General features: G+C 30.3%; 28 protein-coding genes and 1 pseudogene. 8 read left to right on the forward strand and 21 right to left on the reverse strand.

Features of this window, described 5'->3' with window-relative positions; translation table 11 throughout:
- Window positions 1-48: 48 nt before the first annotated feature.
- From AJ881_RS02975 to lgt, 13 genes and pseudogenes are all read right to left on the reverse strand, one after another.
- Entirely contained in the window at window positions 49-426 is a 378-nt protein-coding gene (locus AJ881_RS02975) for a hypothetical protein (protein ID WP_070283026.1), read from the reverse strand.
- A gap of 27 nt (window positions 427-453) precedes the next feature.
- Window positions 454-654 (reverse strand): hypothetical protein, encoded by a 201-nt coding sequence (locus AJ881_RS02980; protein WP_070283024.1) that lies wholly within the window; start codon window positions 652-654, stop codon window positions 454-456.
- A gap of 27 nt (window positions 655-681) precedes the next feature.
- Entirely contained in the window at window positions 682-804 is a 123-nt protein-coding gene (locus tag AJ881_RS09540; RefSeq protein WP_261660188.1) for a hypothetical protein, read from the reverse strand.
- A 97-nt stretch (window positions 805-901) separates the two neighbouring features.
- Window positions 902-979, reverse strand: a pseudogene (locus AJ881_RS09685) (hypothetical protein); the annotation flags it as partial.
- A gap of 167 nt (window positions 980-1,146) precedes the next feature.
- Entirely contained in the window at window positions 1,147-2,868 is a 1,722-nt protein-coding gene (locus AJ881_RS02990) for a GMC family oxidoreductase (RefSeq protein WP_070283022.1), read from the reverse strand.
- 1 nt (window position 2,869) lies between these two features.
- Window positions 2,870-3,598: a gluconate 2-dehydrogenase subunit 3 family protein gene (locus AJ881_RS02995; protein ID WP_002857555.1), complete on the reverse strand. Its 729-nt coding sequence runs from the start codon at window positions 3,596-3,598 to the stop codon at window positions 2,870-2,872.
- A gap of 135 nt (window positions 3,599-3,733) precedes the next feature.
- The gene (locus AJ881_RS03000; RefSeq protein WP_002870809.1) at window positions 3,734-4,438 is read right to left on the reverse strand and encodes a tetratricopeptide repeat protein; all 705 of its coding nucleotides are present in this window, start codon (window positions 4,436-4,438) and stop codon (window positions 3,734-3,736) included.
- On the reverse strand, window positions 4,438-6,267 hold the full coding sequence (locus AJ881_RS03005; RefSeq protein WP_070283020.1) for a dynamin family protein: 1,830 nt from the start codon (window positions 6,265-6,267) through the stop codon (window positions 4,438-4,440). Before AJ881_RS03005 ends, AJ881_RS03000 begins: the two co-directional genes overlap by 1 nt.
- Complete coding sequence (locus AJ881_RS03010; RefSeq protein ID WP_070283018.1) at window positions 6,257-8,443, reverse strand: dynamin family protein; 2,187 nt, start codon at window positions 8,441-8,443, stop codon at window positions 6,257-6,259. Before AJ881_RS03010 ends, AJ881_RS03005 begins: the two co-directional genes overlap by 11 nt.
- Before the next feature lie 27 nt (window positions 8,444-8,470).
- Window positions 8,471-9,196, reverse strand: coding sequence for a fumarate reductase iron-sulfur subunit (locus tag AJ881_RS03015; RefSeq protein WP_002938180.1), 726 nt, complete (start codon window positions 9,194-9,196; stop codon window positions 8,471-8,473).
- Entirely contained in the window at window positions 9,189-11,180 is a 1,992-nt protein-coding gene (locus AJ881_RS03020) for a fumarate reductase flavoprotein subunit (protein ID WP_002861159.1), read from the reverse strand. Before AJ881_RS03020 ends, AJ881_RS03015 begins: the two co-directional genes overlap by 8 nt.
- Window positions 11,164-11,946, reverse strand: coding sequence for a fumarate reductase cytochrome b subunit (locus AJ881_RS03025; protein WP_070283016.1), 783 nt, complete (start codon window positions 11,944-11,946; stop codon window positions 11,164-11,166). The genes AJ881_RS03020 and AJ881_RS03025 overlap by 17 nt, the downstream gene beginning before the upstream one ends.
- A gap of 68 nt (window positions 11,947-12,014) precedes the next feature.
- Window positions 12,015-12,830: a prolipoprotein diacylglyceryl transferase gene (gene lgt, locus AJ881_RS03030; RefSeq protein WP_070283015.1), complete on the reverse strand. Its 816-nt coding sequence runs from the start codon at window positions 12,828-12,830 to the stop codon at window positions 12,015-12,017.
- A gap of 89 nt (window positions 12,831-12,919) precedes the next feature.
- Here lgt and AJ881_RS03035 point away from each other — a divergent pair, with 89 nt between their 5' ends.
- On the forward strand, window positions 12,920-13,819 hold the full coding sequence (locus AJ881_RS03035) for a membrane lipoprotein lipid attachment site-containing protein (protein ID WP_044793998.1): 900 nt from the start codon (window positions 12,920-12,922) through the stop codon (window positions 13,817-13,819).
- Window positions 13,820-13,869: 50 nt separating this feature from the next.
- On the opposite strand, the gene AJ881_RS03040 is transcribed toward AJ881_RS03035, so the two are convergent.
- From AJ881_RS03040 to gatC, 8 genes are all read right to left on the reverse strand, one after another.
- Entirely contained in the window at window positions 13,870-14,670 is an 801-nt protein-coding gene (locus AJ881_RS03040) for a shikimate dehydrogenase (protein WP_070283013.1), read from the reverse strand.
- Window positions 14,667-15,503 carry an SPOR domain-containing protein gene (locus AJ881_RS03045; RefSeq protein ID WP_004313898.1) on the reverse strand — a complete coding sequence of 279 codons (837 nt, stop codon included), beginning with the start codon at window positions 15,501-15,503 and terminating at the stop codon, window positions 14,667-14,669. Before AJ881_RS03045 ends, AJ881_RS03040 begins: the two co-directional genes overlap by 4 nt.
- 13 nt (window positions 15,504-15,516) lie before the next feature.
- Window positions 15,517-16,062 (reverse strand): DUF1882 domain-containing protein, encoded by a 546-nt coding sequence (locus tag AJ881_RS03050; protein ID WP_002870803.1) that lies wholly within the window; start codon window positions 16,060-16,062, stop codon window positions 15,517-15,519.
- On the reverse strand, window positions 16,059-17,303 hold the full coding sequence (locus tag AJ881_RS03055; RefSeq protein WP_044778523.1) for a serine hydroxymethyltransferase: 1,245 nt from the start codon (window positions 17,301-17,303) through the stop codon (window positions 16,059-16,061). The genes AJ881_RS03050 and AJ881_RS03055 overlap by 4 nt, the downstream gene beginning before the upstream one ends.
- A complete protein-coding gene (lysS, locus tag AJ881_RS03060) occupies window positions 17,300-18,805 on the reverse strand; it encodes a lysine--tRNA ligase (RefSeq protein ID WP_070283012.1) in 1,506 nt (501 codons plus the stop codon). The genes AJ881_RS03055 and lysS overlap by 4 nt, the downstream gene beginning before the upstream one ends.
- A complete protein-coding gene (locus AJ881_RS03065) occupies window positions 18,806-19,279 on the reverse strand; it encodes a Fur family transcriptional regulator (protein ID WP_002854230.1) in 474 nt (157 codons plus the stop codon).
- A gap of 1 nt (window position 19,280) precedes the next feature.
- Entirely contained in the window at window positions 19,281-19,844 is a 564-nt protein-coding gene (locus AJ881_RS03070) for a CvpA family protein (RefSeq protein WP_070283011.1), read from the reverse strand.
- A 67-nt stretch (window positions 19,845-19,911) separates the two neighbouring features.
- Window positions 19,912-20,196, reverse strand: a complete 285-nt coding sequence (gatC, locus tag AJ881_RS03075; RefSeq protein WP_070283010.1) for an Asp-tRNA(Asn)/Glu-tRNA(Gln) amidotransferase subunit GatC — start codon at window positions 20,194-20,196, stop codon at window positions 19,912-19,914.
- A 144-nt stretch (window positions 20,197-20,340) separates the two neighbouring features.
- Here gatC and AJ881_RS03080 point away from each other — a divergent pair, with 144 nt between their 5' ends.
- The 7 genes from AJ881_RS03080 (at window position 20,341) to AJ881_RS03110 (ending at window position 26,506) form a co-directional block, all read left to right on the forward strand.
- Window positions 20,341-20,919: a hypothetical protein gene (locus AJ881_RS03080; protein WP_002870798.1), complete on the forward strand. Its 579-nt coding sequence runs from the start codon at window positions 20,341-20,343 to the stop codon at window positions 20,917-20,919.
- The gene (locus tag AJ881_RS03085) at window positions 20,916-21,914 is read left to right on the forward strand and encodes a hypothetical protein (protein ID WP_070283009.1); all 999 of its coding nucleotides are present in this window, start codon (window positions 20,916-20,918) and stop codon (window positions 21,912-21,914) included. The genes AJ881_RS03080 and AJ881_RS03085 overlap by 4 nt, the downstream gene beginning before the upstream one ends.
- A complete protein-coding gene (locus AJ881_RS03090) occupies window positions 21,911-22,201 on the forward strand; it encodes a hypothetical protein (protein WP_002854689.1) in 291 nt (96 codons plus the stop codon). The genes AJ881_RS03085 and AJ881_RS03090 overlap by 4 nt, the downstream gene beginning before the upstream one ends.
- Window positions 22,188-22,817 (forward strand): type III pantothenate kinase, encoded by a 630-nt coding sequence (locus tag AJ881_RS03095; RefSeq protein WP_002854234.1) that lies wholly within the window; start codon window positions 22,188-22,190, stop codon window positions 22,815-22,817. Before AJ881_RS03090 ends, AJ881_RS03095 begins: the two co-directional genes overlap by 14 nt.
- Before the next feature lie 118 nt (window positions 22,818-22,935).
- Entirely contained in the window at window positions 22,936-24,282 is a 1,347-nt protein-coding gene (locus AJ881_RS03100; protein ID WP_070283008.1) for an FAD-dependent oxidoreductase, read from the forward strand.
- Between the two features lie 48 nt (window positions 24,283-24,330).
- Window positions 24,331-25,773, forward strand: coding sequence for a pyruvate kinase (pyk, locus tag AJ881_RS03105; RefSeq protein WP_070283007.1), 1,443 nt, complete (start codon window positions 24,331-24,333; stop codon window positions 25,771-25,773).
- Between the two features lie 97 nt (window positions 25,774-25,870).
- Window positions 25,871-26,506: a hypothetical protein gene (locus AJ881_RS03110; protein WP_070233639.1), complete on the forward strand. Its 636-nt coding sequence runs from the start codon at window positions 25,871-25,873 to the stop codon at window positions 26,504-26,506.
- The last annotated feature ends 29 nt before the right edge of the window (window positions 26,507-26,535 follow it).

The raw sequence follows: 26,535 nt of genomic DNA on the forward strand, positions 1-26,535 counted from the left end.
TTTTCTGCTTTTCTCGGCAATTTCGCCAAATCTAGCTTCGTGTTTGGCTTAAAGATCTAACCATTTTTGTTTAAATTCTTCTACACTCATACTTGTGTGATAAATTTTTACATATTCTTTTTGTAAGTCTTCATCTAACCAATGCACCGAAGCTTTATTTTTTGCTTTAAAATCTTCAATTTCTTTAAAATCTTCTTGGCTTAATTCACCCTTTAAAATCTGATCTTGTATAGAGCCTTTAGCGATAGGAATTTCTTTCGTAAGTTCATCATAATAATCTTTGTAAGATTTTAGAAGTTCATCTAAATTTGCAACATTTGACTTGTTTTTATCATTTGGAATTTGAGCGGTATTTTTATCGCCAAAATTCCAGTTATTTGTTGTACTTATTCCAAAAATGCTTAAACTCGAATTTATAGTATTCATATTTTTTACCTTTTAATGTGATTTAAATTATGATATCAATTTTTGTTTTTTCTGCAAGTATTTTATTAATTCTTTTTGCTCTTTTTGCATTATTTCAATTAAAGGTGTAAATTCTATATTTTCATTATTTGTATCGACAATACCCGCACCTTGAACTATACTATTTTTATCTAGCTTTAAATTATAGTTTCTATCATTCCAAGCTTTTTTGACTTCTTCACCACTCATAGAGTTATCAAAGCCTTCAGTTTTTCCTTAACGCGTAGCTTCTCCTTCTCTAGTATAAATATTCTCATTTATAATAGCTACTAAAAGCCCACCTTTAGTAATAGTGCCATCTTTGTTAGTGTATTTGCCCTGTATTAATATTTTCTTCACCGTCATTATTATTATTAAAAATATCTGTGGCAGAATTTCCTTTCATAAGATTTTCTGTAGTATTAAAAAACAATTTGTTTATTTTTGCATCAGTTGTATTTTCACCTCTAATTTTAGTAAGTGTCTGTAGAGGATTATTTCCAAAATATCTATTAAAAGAACTTAAAGTAATCATCTTGCATACCACCCTCCAAGAGCAGACTCCATTTGCCTTTTTGTATAATTGTAGTTTAAATAAGAATTTATACCATTAATCATTTTTGCCTTCCTTGATATTATACTATATCGGAAAAAATTAAAAATTTATAATCTTGAGAGTTTTTAAAAACTCTCAAGTTATTATCAAGCTAAGCTTTTTCCACTTTTATGATATTTTAAAATACCTTCAGCACAGCGATAAGCCAAAGCTCCCACAGTATCAGTTGGATTATATCCACTATTGTGTTGGAAATTTCCTGCTCCTACAACAAAAAGATTATCCGCATCCCAGTGTTGTAAATAAGTATTAACCACACTAGTTTCTCTATCTACACCCATTGTTGTTCCACCTGTGTTATGAGTAGATTGATAAGGTACAACGCTATAATCCTTAAGATAAGAGCCTTTTTTGATTGATTTTACTCCTTGCATTCTTTTTGCTACCTCAGCTGTTTTATCTGTAATAAATTTATGCAAAGCTCTATCTTGATCGGTGAAATTATAAGTTAAGCGTAAAAGTGGCATACCAAAAGCATCTTTATAAGTTGGATCAAGACTTAAATAATTATTCTTATGAGGCAAAGAAGCACCTTGTCCTGCTACGGTAATAGCTCTTGTGAAATTATAGTTTAATGCTTTTTTAAATTCAGCACCCCAAGTTGGAGCTCCTGCTGGAAGTGGGGCTGATTGTATAGGGCGAGTTCCAAGCTGAACGCTATAAATCATAGCTCCATGAAGGAATTTTTCCTTAGAATGATCAAAATTATCTCCGTTAAAATCATCACTCGTAGTTCCTAAAGCACCTGAACCCATAAAGGTGTTAAATTGCTCATCAAAGAAAGCTGTTGTGCCCATATTCATTTGGTAACAATAATTTCTACCTAAAGTTCCTTTACCTGTTTTTGGATCGTATTGCTCACCTATGTTGCTTACCATTAAAAGCTTAGCATTGTTAAACATATAACTTGTAAGCACAACTATATCAGCAGGCTGGATATACTCTTTCATCGTTCTAGTATCGACAAATTTCACCCCTGTTACTTTTCCGTCTTTTTTAAGAATTTGCGTTACATTGCTATAAGTACGTATGGTGTATTTACCCGTGCTCATAGCCTTTGGAATTACTGTATTTAAAGGACTTGCTTTTGCGCCATACTCACAACCAAAACGCTCACAATACGCACAGTATTGACAAGGAGCTAAATCTTGACCATCAGGGTTTGTATAGCCACCTTTAGAATTTGAAGCTGGCAAACGATAAGTGTGTAAATTTGAACTTTTTGCTGCACTTTCAAATCGTTTAAGCATTTTAGTATTTTCAAGAGGTTCTTGTGGATAAGGACTGGATCTAAAAGCTCCCATTTTTTCCGCTAAAGGATTTGGTTCACCTGATACCCCACAGGTTTTTTCAAATCTATCATAATAAGGCTCCATATCCTTATAAGTCACGCCCCAATCTTGCAAGGTATAATCATTACCTAATTTATTACCATATCTTTGTTTGCTTAGGGTTTGAATTTCAAAGTCATAAGGCATAAACCTAAAAGTCCAACCATTCCAATGCACCCCTGCACCGCCAACATTATTACCCAATAAAAACGAACCCATTTTACGATAAGGCAAGGCTAAACCACTAGGATCATGGCGAAAAGTCACAGTGTCTTTTGAGCAATCTTGCATCAAACCATAATTAATCCCATATCTCCACTCATCATGGATAAAATTAAAATTTTCAGTACTTTGCATATGTCCGCGTTCTAAACTAAGTACATTCAAACCTGCTTTAGTAAGCTCTGCAGCCACTATACCTCCAGTCCATCCTGCTCCAACTGTTACCACATCTACTTTTTTTAATACTTCAGCCATTTTAACTCTCCATATCTGCTAAACCCATAGGTTCAATGTTAAAAAATTCATCACTTGCAATTTTATCCACATAGCTCATTTGTGCGCCTGGATATTGCATCATTCTCCAACCATTTTTATTATCATTTCCGCCATAAATTGGATCAGCTAAAACTCCAGCTACTGTCATATCTCTTAAAAGAGTGAAAAAATAAGAAGATTTAAAACCCGTAGTTTGAATTTTTCCTTTTTCAAAATCGCTTAAAATTTTATCCTGATCTCCACCTTTAAGCAAAGAAAAAGATTTTTTATAACGCTTTTGAGCATTTTCTTCAAGAGCATGCACGCCTTCTAAAAAAATATCTTTGCGTTGCATAGGAGTTTGATAGCCTTGTTCAGCTTTACCCTCCATGAAAGGCCCTTGCATATATTCTCTATCATTATAACCATAAGCACTAGCTAGCTGATTATCGATAAAATAAGGCACGCCTAAACCTATAGCTCCTTCTCCTTGCTCATCTTTAGGATAAATTCTTTCACAGGCTGCACTTAAGGTATCAAATTCAGTTTGAGTTTGAAAAAACATTCTACCTCTAATTTTATTTGATTTTCCTTGTGAAGCTTGATGCGAATGCGTAAGTTCTGCTGCCTTTAAAACAGCACCGCCACCTATAGTGCTAGCTGCTACTACAGAACCACCTAGAAGCCCTAGTTTAAAAAAGCTTCTGCGATCAATAATATTGTCTTGCATTACTTCTCCTTGATAATAATTTAAACAAGACTATATTAGTCCTATTAATATAAATTTAACTTTAAAAAGCGATAAATTTTGTGTTATTCTTAATTTTATTTAAGAATATCTTTGAAAGTAATAAAAATAGAACTTTTAATAAAGCTCTATATCTTTAGAATTAAGTTCTTTATAAGCTGCGCAAGCTTCTTGATGTTTTTGATCACAAGCCATGCCAAAATATCTTTTTGCCTTTGTTAGATCTTGTTTTTCTAGTTGATTATAGCGTCCTAACAAATAACAAGCCTCACCAAAACCTAAAGTGCAAGATTTAGAATAAAAAGCAAGGGCAGATTTTACACTTGCCTTAACAAGTTCTCCTTTATCATATAAAGATCCTAACTGATAACAAGCTCTTGCATTTTTTAAATCACAAGATCTTTTATAAAAACTTGAGGCCATTTGTCCATCTTTTTCTTTTTCATAAAATAAAGCTATATTATTACAACTTAACGATTCTCCTAAAGCACAAGCTTTATTAAAAGCCAAAAGAGCTTCATTTTTATAACCTTGATTTTGCAAAAGCAAAGCCATATTAGAACACGCATTTGCTAAACCTAATTTACAAGCTTTATCATAAAATTTATAAGCTTGATTTAAATCTTTGCTCACACCCTTAGCACTCTCATGCATAAAAGCTAAAGAAAAACAAGCTTTAGAAATATCTTTTTCACAAAGATTCTTAAAAATTTCATAAGCTTTATCAAATTTATTTGCCTCGTAAAGTTTTAAACCCTCTTCTAATTCACTTAATGCAAATAATGAATTAAAAAATAAAAATAAAGCTAAAAATATTCTCATTAATCTTCCTTTATATTTTCTCTAACATTTAAAATCTGTGCTCTTCTTTTTTGAAGTTCTGCTTTTTTAAGATCTAAAAATTTATTTTTTTCTTGGATTAAATTTTGAATTTGTTCTAAAAAATTTTTTGCAATTTTTGTCAAAATAGGCTTATTAATAAGCAAAGCTTCAAACTCATAAACATTTAATTCATTTAAAACTCTTTCATAAATTTCACTTTTTTTGGGATAAAAAAGTACAAATTCAGAACTATCAAGCTCATAAAGAACACGGCTTTCATTGATTTTACGACTAAAAAATGCAAGGCTTAGTTTCGTAGCATTTTCATAATTTGTAAAAGCCTTAAGATTTAATTTTTCAAAAAATAAATCAAGCTCTAAAATACTTCTAAATAAAAGCTCTTTAAAATCTTTCAAAAAGTACTCATCACTTGCATTGCAAAAAGCTCTTAATTCACTAAAATTTTTATCACTTTGGAAAATGTGATCTTTTTGTATGTTTGAAAATTCTGCTTTAAAAAGCAAAATTTCTCTCTCAAGTATGTTTACAAAGTCTTTTAATTTCATCTTGATTTCTTCAAAAGATTTATAAAGTTCATTTTTGATTTTTTTAAACTCTTTACTCATCACATCACAATTATAAAACATTGCCAAAAAAGCATCGTCACTTGAAATATAAGGCGCTTTATAATCATATCTTGTGTATAAATCTTTCTTTAAAAATCCTTTGCTTTCTTTGTAAAAATAAGCATCTTTTTCCTTAACACTTGCAAAAATTTCACTAGAAATTCTTTCGCTAATGCTTTTAAGCTGTTCTAAAATCTGATGGTTTAAAATTTCAATCTCTTTTAAAAAATTTTCATACGCTAAAAGTAAATGCTTTTCATAACTTTGAAATTGATTTAATAAACGATCAAAAATACCTACAAAAAGTTGGTTTTCATCTTCTAAAATTTCGCATAAATTTAAAATTTTTCTTTTAACAAATTTTTCTTTTAAAGCTGTTGTATCTAGCTGAGTTAAAAAATCAAGCAAAGATTGAAAATTAGATTTTTCATAGCTTTGCCCATCTTTAGCTTCTTTACAAGAAATGACAATAAGCTTATCAAAATATTTTAAAAATACACTTTTTGCATAATTTAAAACATTATCTAGCTCTTCTGTATTTAATTTATCTTTTTGATTTAATACACAAATGCTATTTTCCCCTAAAAGTTCTAAATTTGCTTTTATGGCATCTTCTTCACTTTTTTTACCTGCATTATCAATCAAACTTAACCAAATCGCCCCATGAATATTTTTAAGCTCATCAAGAGTTGTTAAAGTATCATTTTCATTTGCATTTAAACCTGGAGTATCTACAAGAGTGATTTTTTCAAGTAAAGGAATGGGTGCAAAAATATGCAAACTTTTTGCTTGTTTTACTTCATTTCTTTGATCCGTATAAAAGGCTAATTTTTCTATATTTGTGATAATATCACTTCCATCTTCAAATTCTACTCTTAAAAAATATTCTTTTGCATAGCGTAAAAAAGTAGGTTTAAAAGTAACAGGAACAACACCCGTAGGCAAACAATCACGCCCTAAAATCAAATTTAGCAAACTTGATTTACCACTTGAAAACTGTCCTATAATAGCAATATTAACATTCTTATCTAAAGAAAACACAAGCTCTTTCAATTCATTTTCTAAAGCATAACTTGCGTGCATAAAAGGCTCATTAAGTTCCTTACAAAGCTCTTGAATACGACCTTTAAAACTATCATCAAAACTCACACTATAAGTATTTTCATAGGCTTTTATAAAATCGTTTAAAAGACTAATCTGCATTTAAAAGCCCCATTTCAAGTTGTTTTAATTTTTCAATTTTTTCTAAATTTTCTTCAAAAGAATTTAAAATATTAATATCTTGATTTTTCAGACTCTGTAAAACTTTTTCAAGACTTTCTAATTTTGATTTTTGATTTTTTTCATAATGTTTTAATTTATCATTTAAAAACTCAAAAAATGCTCCATTGATATTTAAAGAATTTAAAATTTCGCTCATTTTAAATTCTTTAAAAGTATCAAAAATAACCGTATCTAAATTCGTTTCAAGCTCGTATAAATCTGATTTTAGATTGCTTAATTTTTCAATTTTCAATCTTAAAAGTGCAAATTTTTCGCTTTGAAAAATACTATCTATATTTTTTGAAATTCCATCTTTAAAACCTTCAAAACCATTGTCAAAATCATATTTTAAAAAATCATATTTTAAAGATAAATTTGTTTTAAGCTCCTCGATTTTTTTAATATTTTCAAATTTAATTTCTCTTAAAATATCATTAATTCCATCTTTTGTAGTAATATCAACTATATTTAAAATACGAGAAAGATTAAGCTTTTGTGCATTATTTTTCAAATATTTAAACTCATCTATCAAGCGTTCTTTTAATTTTTTAGCCAAAAGTAAAACAAGATTATCTATGCCACTATCTATATTTTTAAGTTTTGCAATGGAATTTGAAATTTCATCTTGTGCTTCTTTTAACAAGGTATTTTGCTTTTGAAGTTCAAGTAAAAGTTTTTGATTTTCTTCGCTTACACCTTGTTTATTCTCCTTAATAAGATGATTTTGCATTTCATATTCGCTTAGAATATTTTTAAGCTCTAAATGTAATTCTTTTTTGTAAGCTCTTAAGGCAATCTTACTTTTTTCTCCTGCATAAAGCTCGTTAAAAAGATAGTTTTCAAATTCTTGCATACCACTTTTTTGCAAACTTTCCTTAGGCGCTAAACCCTTATAAAAATCACTTGCCATTTTAGCACTCACACATAAAAAATCAATCTTTTCCACCAAATTTTCATCTAAATCCACAAGTCTTGATTTTAAGCTTTCTTTGGTATAAACAATGACTTCTTCTAAATCCTTTTTGCTTAACAAATCCGCTTTAGTTAAAACAATTAAAAACTTACTCAGCCTTGAATTTAAAAGACAATGCACCAAAAAGTCTGCATCTTTTTGAGTCAAGCTTTGAGAAGCATTCATTAAATGAATTAAAAAATCACTTTCTCTAAGATACTCATTTGTAACAATTTCTCTTTGAACTACAACATCATCAAGTCCTGGAGTATCAACTATGGAAATATTATTTTTTAAAAATTCTAAATGACTTTTAATTTCTATTTTTTTAATTAAAGCTGAAATTTTATTTTTAGCTGAACTGAAATCTTTAAGCTCACAAAGTGCGATATTTTGTATTAAAGGTTTAACTTTGATAAAATCCTCTATATTTACACTCTTATCCAGCTTGTCAATAAATTCTTTTAAATCTGCATTAAAGTGCGAACTTTCAAGTATATTTTGCCATTCTTTCTTATCCCAAAAATATATCTTTGCTTCTTCGCTCTTACCATAACTTAATACTGTTAAATTAGCTGTTTCAGGTATGTTTGAAACGCCTAAAAAATCTTTTTTTAAAAGAGCATTTAAAAGGCTTGATTTTCCTGCATTCATCACGCCAGTGATGGCTATATTAAACTCTAAATTTTGAAATTTTTCCAAAGTTTTTTGAAGTCTTGATTTTAAATTTTCATCAAAACTTAGCTTTTGAAGCTCTAAATTAATGGTATTTAATTCTTTAAAATCATTTTGAAATAAAGCTTTTTGATCTATACTTTGAACTTTTTCTTGTGAAATAAAATCAAGCATTTCGGTATTTTTTGAAATTTTTTCTAAAATTTTTAGAGCCTTAAGCAAATCTTGCTTTGAAATAAAACCTGATTTAAAAAGATTTAAAATACAAATTTGAGCATTTTGTATACTAAAAATATCCACTCTTAAATCAATTTTTTTACAAAGCTCTTGAAATTCTTTTAAGAGAAAATATCTTTCATAATTGTCTTTATTGACACTTAAAATAATCGCACACTCAGCCGTATCAAGTTTGTTTTTATCTTGAAATTTAACATCAAAATTTAAAAATTGGAGTTCATTTTGCCAAATTTTTTGGAATAATTCTTTCATAATCTTCCCCTTAAAAAGGGGAAAGATTTATTTATTTCTTTGAGCAACAAGTTGTCTTCTCATATAAGCGATTTTACTTTGCAAAGGTAATTCTTTAGGACAATTATCTTCACAAGCAAGCAATGACATACAACCAAAAACACCATCATCATCGCCTACTAATTCATAAAAATCTTCTATAGTTCTATGATCGTGCGGATCTTGTAAATATCTAGCTGTTCTTAAAAGTCCTGTAGCAGCTATGAAATTTGGACGCATAAGTTTAGTTGCACAAGAAGCTACGCAAATTCCACACTCTATACAACGATCAAGTTCAAAAGTTTCATCCGCAACCTCTGGCTCAATACGTTCTTCAAGTTTAGAAATATCGGTTTCTTTTTCATTATGCACCCAGCTTTCAACACGCTTACACATATCTTCAAACCACTCGCCTGTATTCACACTTAAATCTTTAATATGTCTAAATGCAGGCATAGGCATAAGCTCTATCACTCCATCAGGATAATCTTTAGTCAAAGTTTTACAAGCAAGTTTTGGTACTCCATTAATCATCATCGCACAAGATCCGCAAATCCCTGCACGACAAACAAAATCAAAACTCAGATCCGCATCCATTTTTTCACGAATCAAAGTCAAACATACAAAAACCGTCATAAAAGGAGTTTCTTCAAGCTCATAAGTCACAAAATGTGGTTTAGAAATTTTGCTTAAAGGATTATATTTAAATGCCTTTATTGTCAATTTTCTACTCATAATCAACTCCTATTCTTTGGTTTGGTGCTTTATATTTAGCTTGTAATTCATAAGGCATTAAAGCGTTTTGAATTTCATAACGACCTTTGCCTTCAGCTTCCATTTTTTCACGTATTGCATCCACTTCAGCTTGGCGTTTTTCACTTAAAGGATTTTCTATAATATTTCCTTTGGCTCCGTATCCACGGAATGCTGGTGGAATTTCCATTTTCATAATATCAAGCTCTTCATATTCTATGCGTGGCAAGGTTTCGCCTTCTACCCAAAAAGTATTAGTTCTTTTCATCCAATTTAAATCATCTCTTTTTGGATAATCTTCCCTGTAATGCGCCCCACGACTTTCTGTTCTTAAAAGCGCTCCATAAGCTACACAAAGTGCTATTTTTAACATTCTTGGTACTCTATACGCTTCTTCAAGCTCTGGATTTGCACAATCAAGTTCTTTACAATGTACTTTAACGTCTTGAGAATCTTTATAAAGTTTTTCAAGTTCATCTACTGCTTCTTTCAAACCTTCACCTGTTCTAAAGATAGCTACCTTATCCCACATGATTTCTTTCATTCTGTTTTTGATTTCAAAAACATTATATTTACCTTCTTTATCTACTAAAGATTTTAAATATTGATACTCTTTAGTTAAGAAGTCTTTTACTACATTTGTATCAATTACTTCACCATTATTTTTACAATAATCTGCAAAATAATCTCCCACTATCATGCCTGCTACAACAGTTTCAGCACATGAATTTCCACCTAAACGATTAAATCCGTGCATATCCCAGCAAGCTGCTTCTCCACAAGCAAAAAGTCCGTTTAACCATTGACTTTCGCCTGTTGGTTTAGTTCTAATTCCACCCATAGAATAATGCTGCATTGGAAGAACTGGCGCCCAACCTTTTGGACCTTCATCTGCCGGATCAATACCATTAAAAGTTTTACAAATATCTTGCACATCACGAAGATTTTTTTCCACATGCGCACGACCCAGTATAGAAATATCAAGCCATAAATGATCTCCATAAGGACTTTTTACACCTTTACCTTTACGAATATGCTCCATCATTCTACGACTTACCACATCACGGCTTGCAAGTTCTTTTTTCTCTGGTTCATAATCAGGCATAAAACGATATCCATCCACGTCACGTAAAATTCCGCCATCACCACGACAACCCTCAGTAAGCAAAATACCGCTTGGCACAATAGGAGTTGGGTGAAATTGCACTGCTTCCATATTTGAAAGTCTGCAAAGCCCTGTTTCAAGAGCGATAGCCGCACCTGTTCCTTCGCAAATTACCGCATTTGTAGTTTGTTTATAAATTCTACCATAGCCCCCTGTTGCTATCATAGTTCCTCTTGCAATATAAGCAATGAGTTGTCCATTGGTTAAATCTCTAGCGATCACACCTAAGCATTTTTTACCATCATGGATAATTCTTACTGCTTCCATTCTATCAATGATTTTTACTTGATGTTTAATAGCTTCATTTGCTACACCATAAAGCATACAATGCCCTGTTGCATCTGCGATATAGCAAGTTCTCCATTTTTTAGTTCCACCAAAATCTCTAGCATTAATAAGTCCATGCGCTTCTTCTTTTTCTTCAATTACAGTTTTTTGCGCATTGATAACAACAGTTCTTGGACCTTTAGTAACTCTAGTCCAAGGCACCCCCCAAGCCGCAAGTTCACGCACTGCTTTTGGTGCAGTTTGAGCAAACATTCTTGCTACTTCTTGATCACAACCCCAATCACTTCCTTTTACTGTATCTGCGAAGTGAAGATCTTCATTATCACCCTCACCTTTTGCCCCATTTGCTAAACTTGCCTGCATACCTCCTTGCACCGCTGCAGAGTGAGAACGCTTCACTGGACAAATACTTAAAAGTGTTACACTTTGGCCACTCTTTGCTACTTCAATAGCCGCTCTAAGACCTGCTAATCCTCCGCCTATTACTAAAGCATCACTATATTGTATATTCATAATTTGCTCCATTGTAGTTTTTTATCATCGCAGTAGTTTGGGTTTGATTTTGGTAGTTTTCATAACCTATCTTTATAAATGCTGCAAGACTTAACACACCTAAAACTAGGAAGAAAATACTGATTATCCATTTAGCAGTTTTAAGCTTTTTACGACTTTCTTTTACATTTTTTCCTTCAAACCAACCCCATTTAATACAAAGTCTATAAAGCCCTATACTTCCATGAAGTTCAACACAGACTAAAAGAACAGCATAAAAAAGCCACATAAAATGACTTACAACCCTATCTCCTGACATATCGCCGCTGATTTTATCTGCATTGGTTGCAATAAAAATAAGATGAGCAGAACCTAAGAAAAACATAATAAAACCTGTAAAAGCTTGAACCCACCATAACGAAGTATCGCTGTGATTCATTTTTTTACTGTGTGTTCTTAGTATTTGATACTGACGGTAATTAATAGGAAATTTTCTCATTGCAAGTAAAGCATGAACGAAAAAAACCACTAAAACACAGGCGGCTAAAAATGAAGTAAGATAACTCATAACAGGATTATCGTAAACAAATTTTAATTCTAAAAAATGTACCACAGAATTAAAAAAATCCTCACTGACTAAAATTGTAGAAACAAAAAGCATATGCACCCACATAAAAAGACCTAAAAAAAGCCCTGAGGCGCTTTGGATAAAGTCTAATTTCGCAGGCATTTTACTTTTTTTGCCCTCAATGCTCTTACCCAAATAACCTTCGATAAGCTCACGCATCTTTACTCCTTTGTAAAAAGAAATTAAAAAAATCCATTTCATTATATTACAAAAGTCTTTAAGATAGATTAAATATTTACTTTTTTAAACTTTATACAAATATAAACTAACAAAGCTGTTATAAACATTATAAAACTTAAAATTTGCCCCATACTCATACCCCATAAAACAAAACCCATACCAAAATCAGGCTCGCGATAAAATTCACATATAAATCTTGCCAATGAATAAGCACCAGCATACACAAGAATCAATTCCCCTTGAAAACTTTGCTTAAATCTTGCTAAATAAACTATAATAAAAACAACAATACCTTCTAAAAATGCTTCATAAAGTTGCGATGGATGGCGCAATACTCCATCAACATAAATTCCCCAAGGCACATTTGTAATGCGACCAAAAAGCTCTTGATTTAAAAAATTTCCTATACGACCAAAAACATAAGCCAATGGAACACTTAAAGCAACCAAATCAAGAAAAACCCAAGGATTTGTTTTATATTTTTTACAAAACAATAAAGTAGCTATCAAAAATCCTATAATTGCTCCATGATAACTCATACCTCGAATACCTACAAATTCACCATTAATATAAGGATTAAAAATTTGCCAAGGATGAGTAATATAATATATAGTATTTGCATCATAAATCAAAATATATCCAAGTCTTGCACCTAAAATAACCCCTATTTCAACCCATATAAAATAACTATCCAAATGTTTTTCATTAATGTCTAGTTGAAATTTTCTTACAAAAAATTTAGCCAAAAGCAAAGCCAAAAGCAAAGCTATAACATACATAATGCCATACCAATGCACCTTTAAACCAAAGATGCTAAAAGCTATAACATTAAAATTTGAATAAATATGCTGCCAAAATTCCATATATCTTTCCTAATTTTCTTTTATAAAAATATAACAAAAAAACTTTAACTTGCTATAATTAGCACAAACACATTAAATAAAGGTAAAAAATGAAAAAATATATTTTACTTGCTAGTAGTATGTTAATTTTAGCAGCTTGTGGAGGCACAAGTAGTAATTTTGTCAATGTTTCTATGCCAAATTTTAAACCTCAAGTTCCAACAAAGGTTGAACCTATTGATTCTGGAGTAAGCATTGCTCTTGAGCCTATTAATATAGAACAAAATAACAATTATTCTGATTATTTTGAAAATTCAGTGCTTAAAATTCGCATAGAAAAAGAAATTGATCTTTTAAAACAAAATTTAGAAGAGCAGATCAAAACCATCGCTCAACTAAAAGGCTATAAAATAGTTACTACTAATCCAGACTACACTCTTAAAAGTTCAATCAGTATTTATACGGAAGAAAAAAATGCACAAAAAACAAGCAATTTTATGAGTGGAGATTATGTAAAATCCAATTTAGGTATAAATTTTAAAGGTAAAATAGATTTTATAGATGCACACAATCCACAAAATTCAACCAATCTTTCAAGCAGTACCAAACTGGATTCTTTAGTTGCGCTTAACTATCCTATTAAAAATGATGATGGGGTTAATATGTTTAAAACTACTATCTCCACCGTACCAACTCAACTCAATAAAGGTTTAGAGCAACCTGCTTTTGAAATTGATAAAAGTTTTTTAGCTTTTTATAAAAATACATTAAATACACTTTATAACAATCTACCAAAAGCAACAGACATAGGCAAAACTATACCTAATACAAACAGTGGTTTTAATAGTTTTGATGGCGATGCTACCTTTGAAGAAAGCTTACCTCAAACAAATTTTAATCAAAATAATACAATTGAAAACACACCTACGCAAAATATTCCTACAAATCCATCTTCAACAAATCAAAATAATCAAAGTAAAAATCAAGATGGGGTAGAAATATTTGAATGATAAAACTTGTGAGAAAATTAAATTTTCTCATACAAAAAATAACTATCATTCTACTTTAAAATCAATGCCTGTTGCATTGCATTTTTTATCATCTCTCTTTTATCTTGTATTTCAAAAAAAAGCTCAAAAGCAAAAACCCCTTGCCATAAAAGCATATCAAGTCCATCTTTAATTTTTAAATGATACTCTTTACACAATCTATAAAAAGGTGTTTCTCTGCCATAAATTACCTCAAAAGCAAATTTAGCTTTAGGTAAAATTCTACCTAAAAGCTCCCTATCACAAGGTAAATTTTCATCTTTTAATCCAGCAGAAGTTGAATTTATAACCAAATCAAAATCAAAATCAAAATCAAAATCTTGCAAGTCTTTATAAAGATAAGTTCGATAAGCTAAAAAATCTTTAAATCTTTCTTTGCTGCGATTAGCTATATACACTTCTATGCCTTTTTGTTTTAATGTATAAGCAAGTGCCAAAGCTGTACCTCCAGCACCTAAAATCAAAGCTTTTTTTATATTATCAAAATCCTTAATAGCTTCTAAAAAACCTAAAGCATCAGTATTATAAGCGTAAATTTTGTCTTCTTTTAAGCATAAAGTATTTGCAGAGCCAATATTTCTAGCAAAATCATCCTTCACATCAGCAATATCTAAAGCTTTTTCCTTAAAAGGCAAAGTAATATTAGCTCCACTAAGTCCTAATTTAAAAAAATCTTCTCTTAAACAGTTAGCATTTCTTAAATGATAGCGTGTATAAATACTATCAAGCCCTAAGGCTTTAATAGCATTATTATGCATTCTAGGCGATTTAGAGTGAGAAATAGGATCGCCTATAACTGCTAAAAATTTCATTTTAAAGTAAAAGAAAAAGCATCTTTTGCAATATCCTTACGGATTTTAGCAAGTTCTACTGCAATATTTGCCTTTTCAAATGGTCCTATTAAAACCTTAGTAATTTCTTTACCTCCAACTGTAGTTTTATAAAGTTTATAATCATAACCTTTTTGTTTTACAGAAGCAAGTTCTTTTGATTTTTGATCCAAATTACTTACTGAGAAAATTTGCACATAAATACCCGATGCTAAACCACTTGGATGTACAGGTTTAGCATCAACATTTTTAAATAAATCATTTGCATTTTGTTCTTTTTTAGGAGTTTGTTTTGTGCTTTCTTTTTCTTTTTTTACAGCTGTTTGTTTTTTTACTTCTTCTTTAGGTTTTGCAGTTTGTTTTACTTCTTGTTTGGGAGCACTTGCTTGCGGAGTGGTATTTTCTGAAGTAGTTGCTGTTGGTTCTGCTGGAACTTCTTGATCAGGCATAGCAAAATTTGTAGTATCATTGTTATTTGAACTAGAGGTTGTTGTATTTTGAGTTGTATTTTGTTCATCTTGAAATTGTTTTCTTAATGCCTCAAATTGATCTTCTGCTGAAGTATTATCTGTAATTGGCATACTTTCAAAAGAAGTATCATTGTTATTGTCTTGAGTTGCTATAGGTTCACTTGGTAATACACTTTGATTTTGCGTATTTTCATCACCACTACCATTAATAAGTTTCATAACTATCATGATAGCTAAAAACAAAATAACTAAAGCAATAACTCGTAAAAGAATTTTTTTTACTTTTTCACTTTTATTACTTTTTTCTAAAATAATATCATCAAATTCATTTTTTTGATTTTCCATAATTTGTCCTTTCTTACATGTGCTTAGACCAAGAACTTCCTCGTTCTTTTTGATAAACCTCATAAGGCAATATTAAAATATTAAATTCCCTAGGTACATCCATACTAGGAAACACCTTCCATTCTACTGGCATTTTACTTGCAAACATCATTGAAAGTTTAGACGCTAAAGAATAACCTTCGTTTAACGCCGTGTGTCCTTTGTGAATATAAAGATGTAAATGTCCTGGAGTTTTAGTCTTATAGGCTGTGAAATTTATAAAACCTTCCTCTCTTAAAATAAGTTGTGCACGGTGATAAAATCTTTCAGCATTAAAACCATTATAATCAAAGACAATATTTTCTACTTTATTATCTTTTGTTATTAAATCATGAGCGACAACAATTTTTTTAGCAGCGTGTTCTCTCATGACATTTAAATTTAAAGGAGCATCAACTCTTTCAAATTTATCAAAAAATAAGCGACCTCTATGTGTAGTTTTATTTACAATTTTATCGCGTCTTATATAATAATGATCGCCAATTATTTTAATTAGTGACATATCCATTGGTGAAATCAAAACATAGCCCTTTCATAAATAATAAAATTACTTGCAAGTTTTTTTAATTCTTGTTTAATATTCTCTTGTAATTTTTCATTATTAATATCATCTAAAATATCTGCAATATAATTTGACACAGTTTCCATTTCTTTTTCTTTAAAACCTCTGGCAGTAAGGGCTGGAGTTCCAAGTCTTAATCCACTTGTGATAAAAGGACTTCTAATCTCTCCTGGAACGGTATTTTTATTTGCAGTAATACCTGCATTTCCAAGAGCTAAATCTGCATCTTTTCCACTAAATTCACGATCTAAAAAACTCATTAAAACAAGGTGATTATCTGTTCCATCGCTAACAAGTTTAAATTTTCTATCCATTAAAACATTAGCTAAAACCTGAGCATTGGTTCTTACTTGTTTTGCATAAACTTTCCACTCATCACTAAGATTAAATTTAAATCCTACTGCTTTTGCAGCAATTACATGCATCAAAGGACCACCTTGAATACCTGGAAAAATCGCAGAATTAATTTTTTTAGCAAGCTCTTCATCATTTGTCATAATAATACCACCTCTTGGACCACGCAAAGTTTTATGTGTAGTTGAGCTTACTACATGAGCGTGCGGAAAAGGACTTGGATGTTCGCCTGCTACAACAAGGCCTGCAATATGAGCTATGTCAGCAAAAAGATAAGCACCTATTTCATCGGCAATTTCTCTAAATTTAGCAAAATCAATCACTCTTGCATAAGCACTAGCTCCACAAACTATAAGTTTTGGCTTTTCTTTTTTAGCAATTTCTCTTACTTTTTCATAATCAATTCTTCCATCAAGTTCTACACCGTAAAAACAACTTTCATACATTTTACCTGAAGAACTTACTTTTGCACCATGAGTTAAATGTCCGCCATGACTTAAATCCATTCCTAAAATTTTATCACCTGGATTAATCAAAGCCGCATAAACACCTTGATTAGCTTGAGAACCCGAATTAGGCTGAACATTAGCAAATTTACAATTAAAAAGTTTTTTACATCTTTCAATGGCTAGAGTTTCAATCTCATCAACAAATTCACAACCACCATAATATCTTTTACCCGGATAACCTTCTGCGTATTTATTTGTCAAGACACTTCCCATAACTTCCATTACTTCAGGTAAAGTGAAATTTTCACTCGCTATCATTTCAAGACCTTCACATTGACGCTCTAACTCTTTGTTTGTTAAATCAAAAATTTCTTTATCAAACATTTCCAAACTCATTCTTTCTCCTTTAGTTCTGATTTTAATGGACGCATTGCAGGAAACAATATCACATCTCGAATAGATTTTTTATTTGTCAAAAGCATAACAAGTCTATCTATGCCTATGCCCTGCCCTGCCGTTGGAGGCATTCCATAACCCAAAGCATTTACAAAATCTTCATCCATTTCGCAAGCCTCTTCATCGCCTGCATTTTTAGCTTCAATTTGTTTTAAAAATCTCTCATATTGATCAAGAGGATCATTAAGCTCATTAAAACCATTTGCCAATTCTCTTCCGCAAATAAACAACTCAAATCTCTCAGCAATCTGAGAATCCTCATCGCTACGTCTTGATAAAGGACTTATGGAAATAGGAAAATCAATCACAAAAGTAGGATTGATCAATTTTTCTTCCACATAATTGTCAAAAAGTTCAGCTTGTAAATGTCCAAGTTCAAGCTTTTCATTCGCTTCAAAACCATCTGCTTTTAATTTAGTAAGAATTTTTTCCTTATCTTCGATTAAATCCCTATCTAAATCACCATACTTGCAAAGTGCATCTTTATAGGTTATTCTTTCAAAAGGTTTGGAAAAATCTATCATTTTTCCATCAAATTCTATTGTTTTTCCTAAATTAAGTTTATCCAAAAGTAAAGCAAAAAGTTCTTCAGTTAAATCCATTAAATCTTTATAATTATGATAAGCCCAATAAAATTCTATAGTTGTAAATTCGGGATTATGAGTTAAATCCATACCTTCGTTTCTAAAACAACGATTGATTTCAAAAACCGCCTCAAAACCACCCACTATAAGTCTTTTAAGATAAAGTTCTGGAGCAATTCTTAAAAATCTTTCTACACCTAAAGAATTATGAAAAGTTATAAAAGGCTTAGCGTTTGCTCCACCTGCAATCGGATGCATCATAGGAGTTTCTACTTCTAAAAAGCCTTTATTTTCAAAAAAATGACGAATCAAACTCACTACTTTAGAACGCACTAAAAAATCTTTTCTAACTTCTGCATTCATTATCATATCAACATAACGTTTGCGATATCTTTGCTCAATATCTGTTAATCCATGATATTTTTCAGGTAAAGGAACAATAGCTTTTGTAGCGAGTTTTACTTTGCTTGCATGCAAACTAAACTCACCTGTTTTAGTTACAAAAGGAAAACCTTTAACCAAAACAATATCACCCACCTCTAAATTCTTTTTTAAAATCGTATAAAGTTCTTCACCTACGCTATCTCTACTAAAATAAATTTGTAAATTTGTATCCTCATCTTCAATGTTTGCAAAAATCGATTTCCCAGCTATACGCAAAAGTTTCAAACGTCCTGCAACGACAGCATTGACACTTTCATCTCTTTTTTCAATTTGCTCTAAAATATAAGAAAATTTATCCTTAAAAGTCTTTAAAGACATTTCTTTTTCTAAAAAATGAGGATAAGGATTAATCCCTAATTTTTTTAACTCTTTAGCTTTTTCTATTCTTTGCTGCTCTAAAATATTATCAAACATTTATATTTTTACCTTTGCTTTTTGATTATTACAATCGCCACAAACACCATAAAGCTGCATCAAATGCCCTGTAAGTTTAAAACCATGTTCTTTTGCAATCAAGGCTTGCTGTCTTTCTATAATAGGATTTTCGAACTCTATAATTTTTCCGCAATTTTTACATATCATATGATCATGATGAGGTTTATTGGCAAGCTCATATTTTTTACCTGCTGAACCAAAAGAAATGGAAGTTACCATTTCTGCTTCTTCAAGCAAATTTAAAGTACGATAAACAGTTGCAATTCCTACATTTAAATCAGGTTCAGCTTGTTTGATTTCCATATATAAACTTTCGGGCGTGTAATGAGTATCACTGTGATAAAGGGTTTTTAAAAGCACTTCTCTTTGCTTGGTATATTTAAGTCCGCCTTGTCTTAATATTTTTTTAAATCTCTCAAGTAAAACATCATATTCCACATTTTCTATCAGCATATCACTCCCCTTTTTGAGTATTGTTTAAATCACTTACAATATCTTGCAACTTTTCACTAGCATGATCTAGACTATTTTCTGTTAAAGGTTGATTCATAATAAAAGATCCCGTTTCTTTAAGCAAATTTAAAGTATAGCTATTTTTAGCAAAATTACCTAATTTGTCATTTAAAAAATCGATTCTTGCTACACAAAAAACCAAAATTGCAAAAATTAAAAAGATTTTTGCTCCGCCAAATATAAAGCCACCAATACGATCTAAAAAACCTAAGCCACTTAATTTAATCAACTTAGAAAGAAAATTACCTGCCAACAAACAAACTATCCAAAAAATAATTAATATGGCCAAAAATCCAGCAAATCCAGCTAAGCTTTGATTTTCTATCTTATAAAAAGTACTTTGTATAAATTCAGCCGCTTGAGTTGCATATTTTGAAGCAATAAAAACACCACCAATAATACCCAAAAGCCCAAAAATTTCTTTTATCAAACCATTGATAATACCCTTAAGCCCTAAAAGCAAGGTAAATCCTAAAATAAAAGCATCAAACCAATAAAAATTCATTTCAATCACTCTCTGATTTTTTTTGTTTTAAATTTATTCTACAAATAAGCACTAAATGCTAAGTTAATCATTCTATGATTTTAGGAACAACAAAAAAATGTTCTTGTTTTTTTGGAGCACAATCTAAAACCTCATCAATAACATTGCTATTTCTTATCTCATCAATCCTCAAAGGAGCTCCACCTTTTATAGTACTCACAGCAATCTCTTGGGAGTTTAAATCAAGTTCGTTTAATTTTTCAACAAAATTCACAATTTCACTTAACTGTGCAATGGTTTCATTTCTGTTTTTTGTTATTTGCAAAGCACTTAATTTTTCAAGCTTGCTTAATAATTTCTCATCTATTTGCATTTCTTAAACCTTAATAAAAAAGTTAAAATTTTGAAAATTATATCATAAAAAGCTTTAAATTGTTTAGGATATTTTGCAATTTATATGATACAATATCATAATTTTTCTATACAAAAATAAAAATATTTTTTTCAAGGATAAATTTTGGGACTAAAAGATAATTTAAAAGTTGTTAAAAACGAACTTAACACGGAAGAACAATTTATAGAAAATTTTATCAAAGGAGAGAGATTTATACGCAAGTATAAATTTTACATATCTGCTGTTGTTATAATTTTAGTTGCTTGGTTTGCTGGAAATTTTATAATCTCAAAAATAAACGATTATAAAACAAAAGAAGCAAATGAAATTTATGCCAATCTAATACAAGATCCTAGCAATAAAAATCTTTTAGAACAACTTAAAAATAAAAATACCAATCTTTACGCTATCTTTTTGCTAAAAGAAAATATTAATGATTTCAATAATACAACTCTCCAAAATGAACTAAAACAAATTTATAATAATGCTCAAACAAACACTTTACTTAAAAATATTATCGCATTATCTTTAGGAGATAAATCGATATTTTTAAAAAATTATGATAAATTATTAGAAGCTTACAAACTTTTAGAGCAAAATAAAATCGAAGAAGCTAATGTTTTACTTTCTCAGATAAAAGAAAATTCAAGTTTAAACCAAATAGCTAAAAACCTCAAACATTATCAAGGCATTACACAATGAAAAAAATATTTTTAACACTATTTTGTTTAATATTTCTATGTGCTTGTGGCACCAAAAGACAATATTTTGAACCAAAACAAACCGATGGAGATTTAAGTCATAATAGCAATTTAAAAAGTAAAATTGTTGATTGGAATCTAGTTTCTGCAAAACTTAGCAATAATACAGCTATCTTAAAAAATAATATCTCCATAGACAAGTTTAAACTTCCTAAAAATTATATGCTTCTAGCTTATCAAGATGGGGAATATTTTACTGCAGATAATAATGGAAATTTAAAAATTTTTGACAATTCTTATAATGAAATTTATAATTTTCAATTTGACGCTAGTGTTGTAGGAGTAGCTTCTAATGGAGATGATTTAGCCCTTGTACTTGCAAACAATACTATAGTTCTTGCAAATCGTTCTTTGGGTATTAAATTCAGTCAAACCCTAACCTCAGCTCCAGCCCAAGACAGTCGTACCGCTAATCCTATATTTTTAGACAATATCATCGTTTATCCAACACTGGATGGCAAAATTTTAATTCTTTCAAGAAACAATCTTCAAATCATTAAAGATGTGGTTATTTCAGCAGAAAATTTTTTCAACAATGTAATCCATCTAAGTGTAATCGGAGATAAACTTATAGCAACAACAGCTAAAAAAATCATTGTTGTAAGCCCTACTAGAACTCTTTATCTTGACGCTGACATAAAAGATGTTGCACTTAGCGATGATGGTATTTTTATACTAGAAAAAGATGGCACTATTATTAAAACTGATTATAACTTAAGAAAAATTGCGGAAAAAAAATTTGAATTTGCTATTTTTGTAAAAAGCAATATATACAATAATTATTTATATATTTTTGAAAAAACAGGCTATCTTATCAAAATGAATCTAAATTTAGATAATGCACAAGTATTTAAACTTTCAGAAGCTGTTGATAAAATTTCTTTCATGGGAAATGGTAAATTTTACTACGGAGATAAAATTTTAGATTTGCTATGATAAAAATTTTAGAACAAACAATAAAGGCTTTAAAATTAAATTTAAAGCCCTATGACTTAAGTATGTTGACTAGAAAAAAAAGTTATATTTGTGCTAAAGATCAAAATAACATTCTTTTTATGTATACAGGAAAAACAAAATTTTTAATGAAAGATGCCTTATTTTTAGAAAATCTAGCACAGCAAATTAACATAAATAACAAATATTTTTTTAGCATGGCTTCTCTTTGCTCTAAAGCAAAAAATCATCTAGAAATGAAAGGATTTAATATCTATGCTGCTCTGTGACATTGGGAATTCAAATGCTAATTTCCTAGATGATAACAAATATTTTACTCTTAGTATAGATCAGTTTTTAGAATTTAAAAATGAACAAAAAATTTTTTATATCAATGTCAATGAACATCTCAAAGAACATTTAAAAAATCAAAAAAATTTTATCAATCTTGAACCTTATTTTTTATTTGATACTATTTATCAAGGATTAGGAATCGATCGCATAGCAGCTTGTTATACTATTGAAGATGGGGTTGTTGTAGATGCAGGTAGTGCTATTACAATTGATATTATTTCTAATTCTATACATCTTGGTGGTTTTATCTTGCCAGGTATTGCAAATTATAAAAAAATTTATAGCCATATTTCACCACGATTAAAAAGTGAATTTAACACTCAAGTTAGTCTTGATGCATTCCCACAAAAAACCATGGATGCTTTAAGTTATGGTGTTTTTAAAGGAATTTACCTACTGATAAAAGATGCCGCTCAAAATAAAAAGCTTTATTTCACTGGTGGAGATGGGCAATTTTTAGCAAATTATTTCGATCACGCAATTTATGATAAACTTTTAATCTTTCGAGGAATGAAAAAGATTATAAAAGAAAATCCCAATTTACTTTATTAAAAATGTTACAAAAATTCTCATTGATATCAAACCTTAATGAAATTTAACTTTTTGTAAAACAAATTCAATTAAACTTCTATTTAGAAAAAAGTTTATTAAAATAAAAAAAGGAAAAACAATGAGCCAACAAGAATTTGATGTGCTTATCATCGGAGCTGGAATTTCAGGAGCAGCATTATTTTACGAGCTTGCAAGATATACAAATATTAAAAATATTGCTTTGATAGAAAAATATAATACAGCTGCAACATTAAATTCTAAGGGAACGAGTAATTCTCAAACCATTCATTGTGGAGATATTGAAACCAATTATACTTTAGAAAAAGCGCGAAAAGTAAAAAGAACAGCTGATATGATAGTTAAATATGGACTCATGCAAAATGCGCAAAATAATTTCATGTTTTCTCATCAAAAAATGGCTCTAGCTGTTGGAGATATAGAATGTGATTATATGAAAAAACGCTATGAAGAATTTAAAGAACTTTATCCTTATATAAAATTTTTCGATAAAGCAAAAATCAAACAAATTGAACCCAAGGTTGTTTTAGGAGAAGATTGCAATCAAGATAGACCTGAAAATATCTGCGCCATGGGTGTTGAAAGCGGCGAGGTTTTTACAACTGTAGATTTTGGGAAAATGAGTATAAATCTAATAGAACAAGCCCAAAAACAAAATAAAAATACTTTCGTTGCCTTTAATCAAGAAATTATTCACATAGAAAAAAAGGATGATATTTTTATATTAAAAACCTCAAATCATCAAGAATACCATGCCAAAAGCGTAGTTGTCAATGCTGGAGCGCACTCTTTATATTTAGCACATAAAATGAACTTAGGTATGGATAAGTCTTGTTGGCCTGTTGCAGGAAGTTTTTATTTAACCAAACAAAAACTTTTAAATGGTAAGGTTTATATGGTGCAAAATCCTAAACTTCCATTTGCAGCTCTTCATGGAGATCCTGATTTGCTTGCTGATATGAACACCCGCTTTGGACCTACCGCACTTGTTATTCCAAAACTAGAACGTTATCATGGTCTAAAATCAGTTCCAGAATTTTTTGAAGCACTAAAACTTGATAAAACTGTTTTAAAAGTAACTTTTAATATGTTTAAAGATGCAACAATTAGAAATTACATCTTTTATAATTATCTTTTTGAACTACCTTTTATTGATAAAAGCTTATTTGTTAAAGATGCCAAAAAAATAGTCCCAAGTCTTAAAGCAAGTGATATTTATTATGCAAAAGGTTTTGGAGGCGTAAGACCACAAGTTATTGATAAAACTAAAGGAGAATTAATGCTAGGTGAAGCAAGCATCACAGAAACCCCTGGTATTATTTTCAATATGACTCCAAGTCCTGGGGCAACAAGTTGTTTAGGAAATGCTGAAAGAGACGCAAAACTTATATGTAATTACTTAGGAATGGAATTTAACGAAGATAAATTTTCTTCAGAATTATTGTAATCATTTTGTTTCTATTTTTAGCTACAATAATTTCAAAAGGAGTTTGCTATGCTTAAAAAAACAAAAATTGTAGCCACAGTAGGTCCAGCAAGTGAAAAGGAAGAAATTCTACGCCAAATGATTATCAATGGTGTAAATGTTTTCCGTTTAAACTTTTCTCATGGAACACATGAGTATCATAAAAAAAACTTAGATACCATAAGAAGAGTAGCTAAAGAATTGCATACTCGTATTGGAATTTTACAAGATATTAGTGGTCCTAAAATTCGTACAGGCGAACTTAAAGAACCATTTGAATTAAAAAAGGGTGATAGAATTGATTTTTATCGTGAAACAATTTTAGGGGAGAAGATTGCTCAAAATCATTATAAAATCAGTATTAATCAAAAATCTATTTTAGATATGTTAAAAATTGATGAATATATTTATCTATACGATGGATCAATTCGTGCTAAAGTAGTAAGCATAGATGATCAAAAAATTGAAACCATTATAGAAAATGATGGTTTTTTAAACTCAAATAAAGGTATTAATTTTCCGAACACTAAAATCAATATTGATGTTATTACACAAAAAGATAAAAATGATTTACTTTGGGGTATAAAAAATGAAGTAGATTTTTTAGCAATATCTTTCGTACAAAATGCGCACGATATTGATGAAGTTCGTGAAATTTTAGCACAAAATAACGCAAAAATATCCATTTTTGCAAAAATTGAAAAATTTGATGCAGTAGAAAATATTGATGAGATTATTAAATCTAGCGATGGTATAATGGTTGCAAGAGGAGACTTAGGTATTGAGGTGCCTTATTATAAAGTTCCTAATATCCAAAAAGAAATTATACAAAAAGCAAACAATGCCTCTAAGCCTGTTATTACTGCGACTCAGATGCTTTTTTCATTAGCCAAAAGCAAAACCGCCACAAGAGCTGAAATTTCAGATGTTGCAAATGCTGTTTTAGATGGAACAGATGCAGTAATGCTAAGTGAAGAAAGTGCCGTTGGTATAGATCCTGCAAACGCTGTTGATATAATGTGCCAAACTATAATAGAAACAGAAAAACGCTATCCATATAACAAATTTAATGATTTTAATGATTTAGACAATACAGATAAAATCATGCGTTCTTCAGCTCATCTTGCAACAGATCTTAACGCTGATGCTATTTTTTCTTTAACAAGTAGCGGAAAATCTGCTATTAAGATTGCGAGATATCGTCCAAATATAGAAATCATAGCAGTAGGACATTCTGAAAAAACCTTAAACTCTTTAAGCATAGTTTGGGGAGTTAATCCTGCGATCTTGGTTAACAAAAGTAATGAACTTACAGAATTATTAAAAGACTCTGTAAGATCAAGTGTTGAAAAAGGTTTTATGGATGAAGACAAATGCTATCTTCTAACTGCAGGCTTTCCAACAGGGGTAGAAGGCACTAGCAATCTTATCCGCATTCTCAATAAAGAGCAAATTACTTATTATCTACAATAAAACATTAAATTCCTTTGAAAATAAGGAATTTAATGTCCTTATAAATTTTTTAAGTCAAAAGTCGATATAAATTAAAGCCTCACACAAAGGAGCAAATATGCAAGTGAATACTTTTTCAAATATCGCTAGCATGGCACAAACACAAGTTAGCAATAAGAAGGCAGATGATGCTAAGGAAAACACAAAAGACAAAAATGTTCAAAGTGCTAATTCTAGCAAGGATGTAGATAAAAATACCCTTGAAAAATTAAATGCACTTGGTGGAAAGGGCATTACACAAATTTACCTAGTTCAGTTTCAACAGCAAACAATGAATACTGTAATAGGTTCGAGCAATGCCCAAACTGGACTAGATAGTCTTTTAAATGGTGCCAATTTAGATACTGCGAAATCTATACTTAAAAATATTGATTTTGCATCCTTAGGCTACAGTGGCAAAAATCCACTTGATATGAATACAGATGAACTTCAACAACTTGTAAGTGAAGATGGTTTTTTTGGAGTGGAAAATACAGCCAGTCGCATCGCGGATTTTGTTATTAAAGGCGGTGGCGATGATGTTGAAAAATTGAAAAAAGGTCTTGAAGGTATGAAAAAAGGATTTGAGCAAGCAGAAAAAATGTGGGGCGGAGAACTTCCTCAAATCAGTCAAAATACAATAGATGCGGCACTTAAAAAAGTTAGCGATCGCATCGATGAACTAGGCGGAAAAACTCTAGATCTTCAAGCTTAACTAAAAATGCTTAGAAAGTTCTAAGCATT

It is taken from the genome of Campylobacter sp. BCW_6460 (assembly GCF_001762705.1).
GTDB classification, from domain to species: domain Bacteria; phylum Campylobacterota; class Campylobacteria; order Campylobacterales; family Campylobacteraceae; genus Campylobacter_D; species Campylobacter_D jejuni.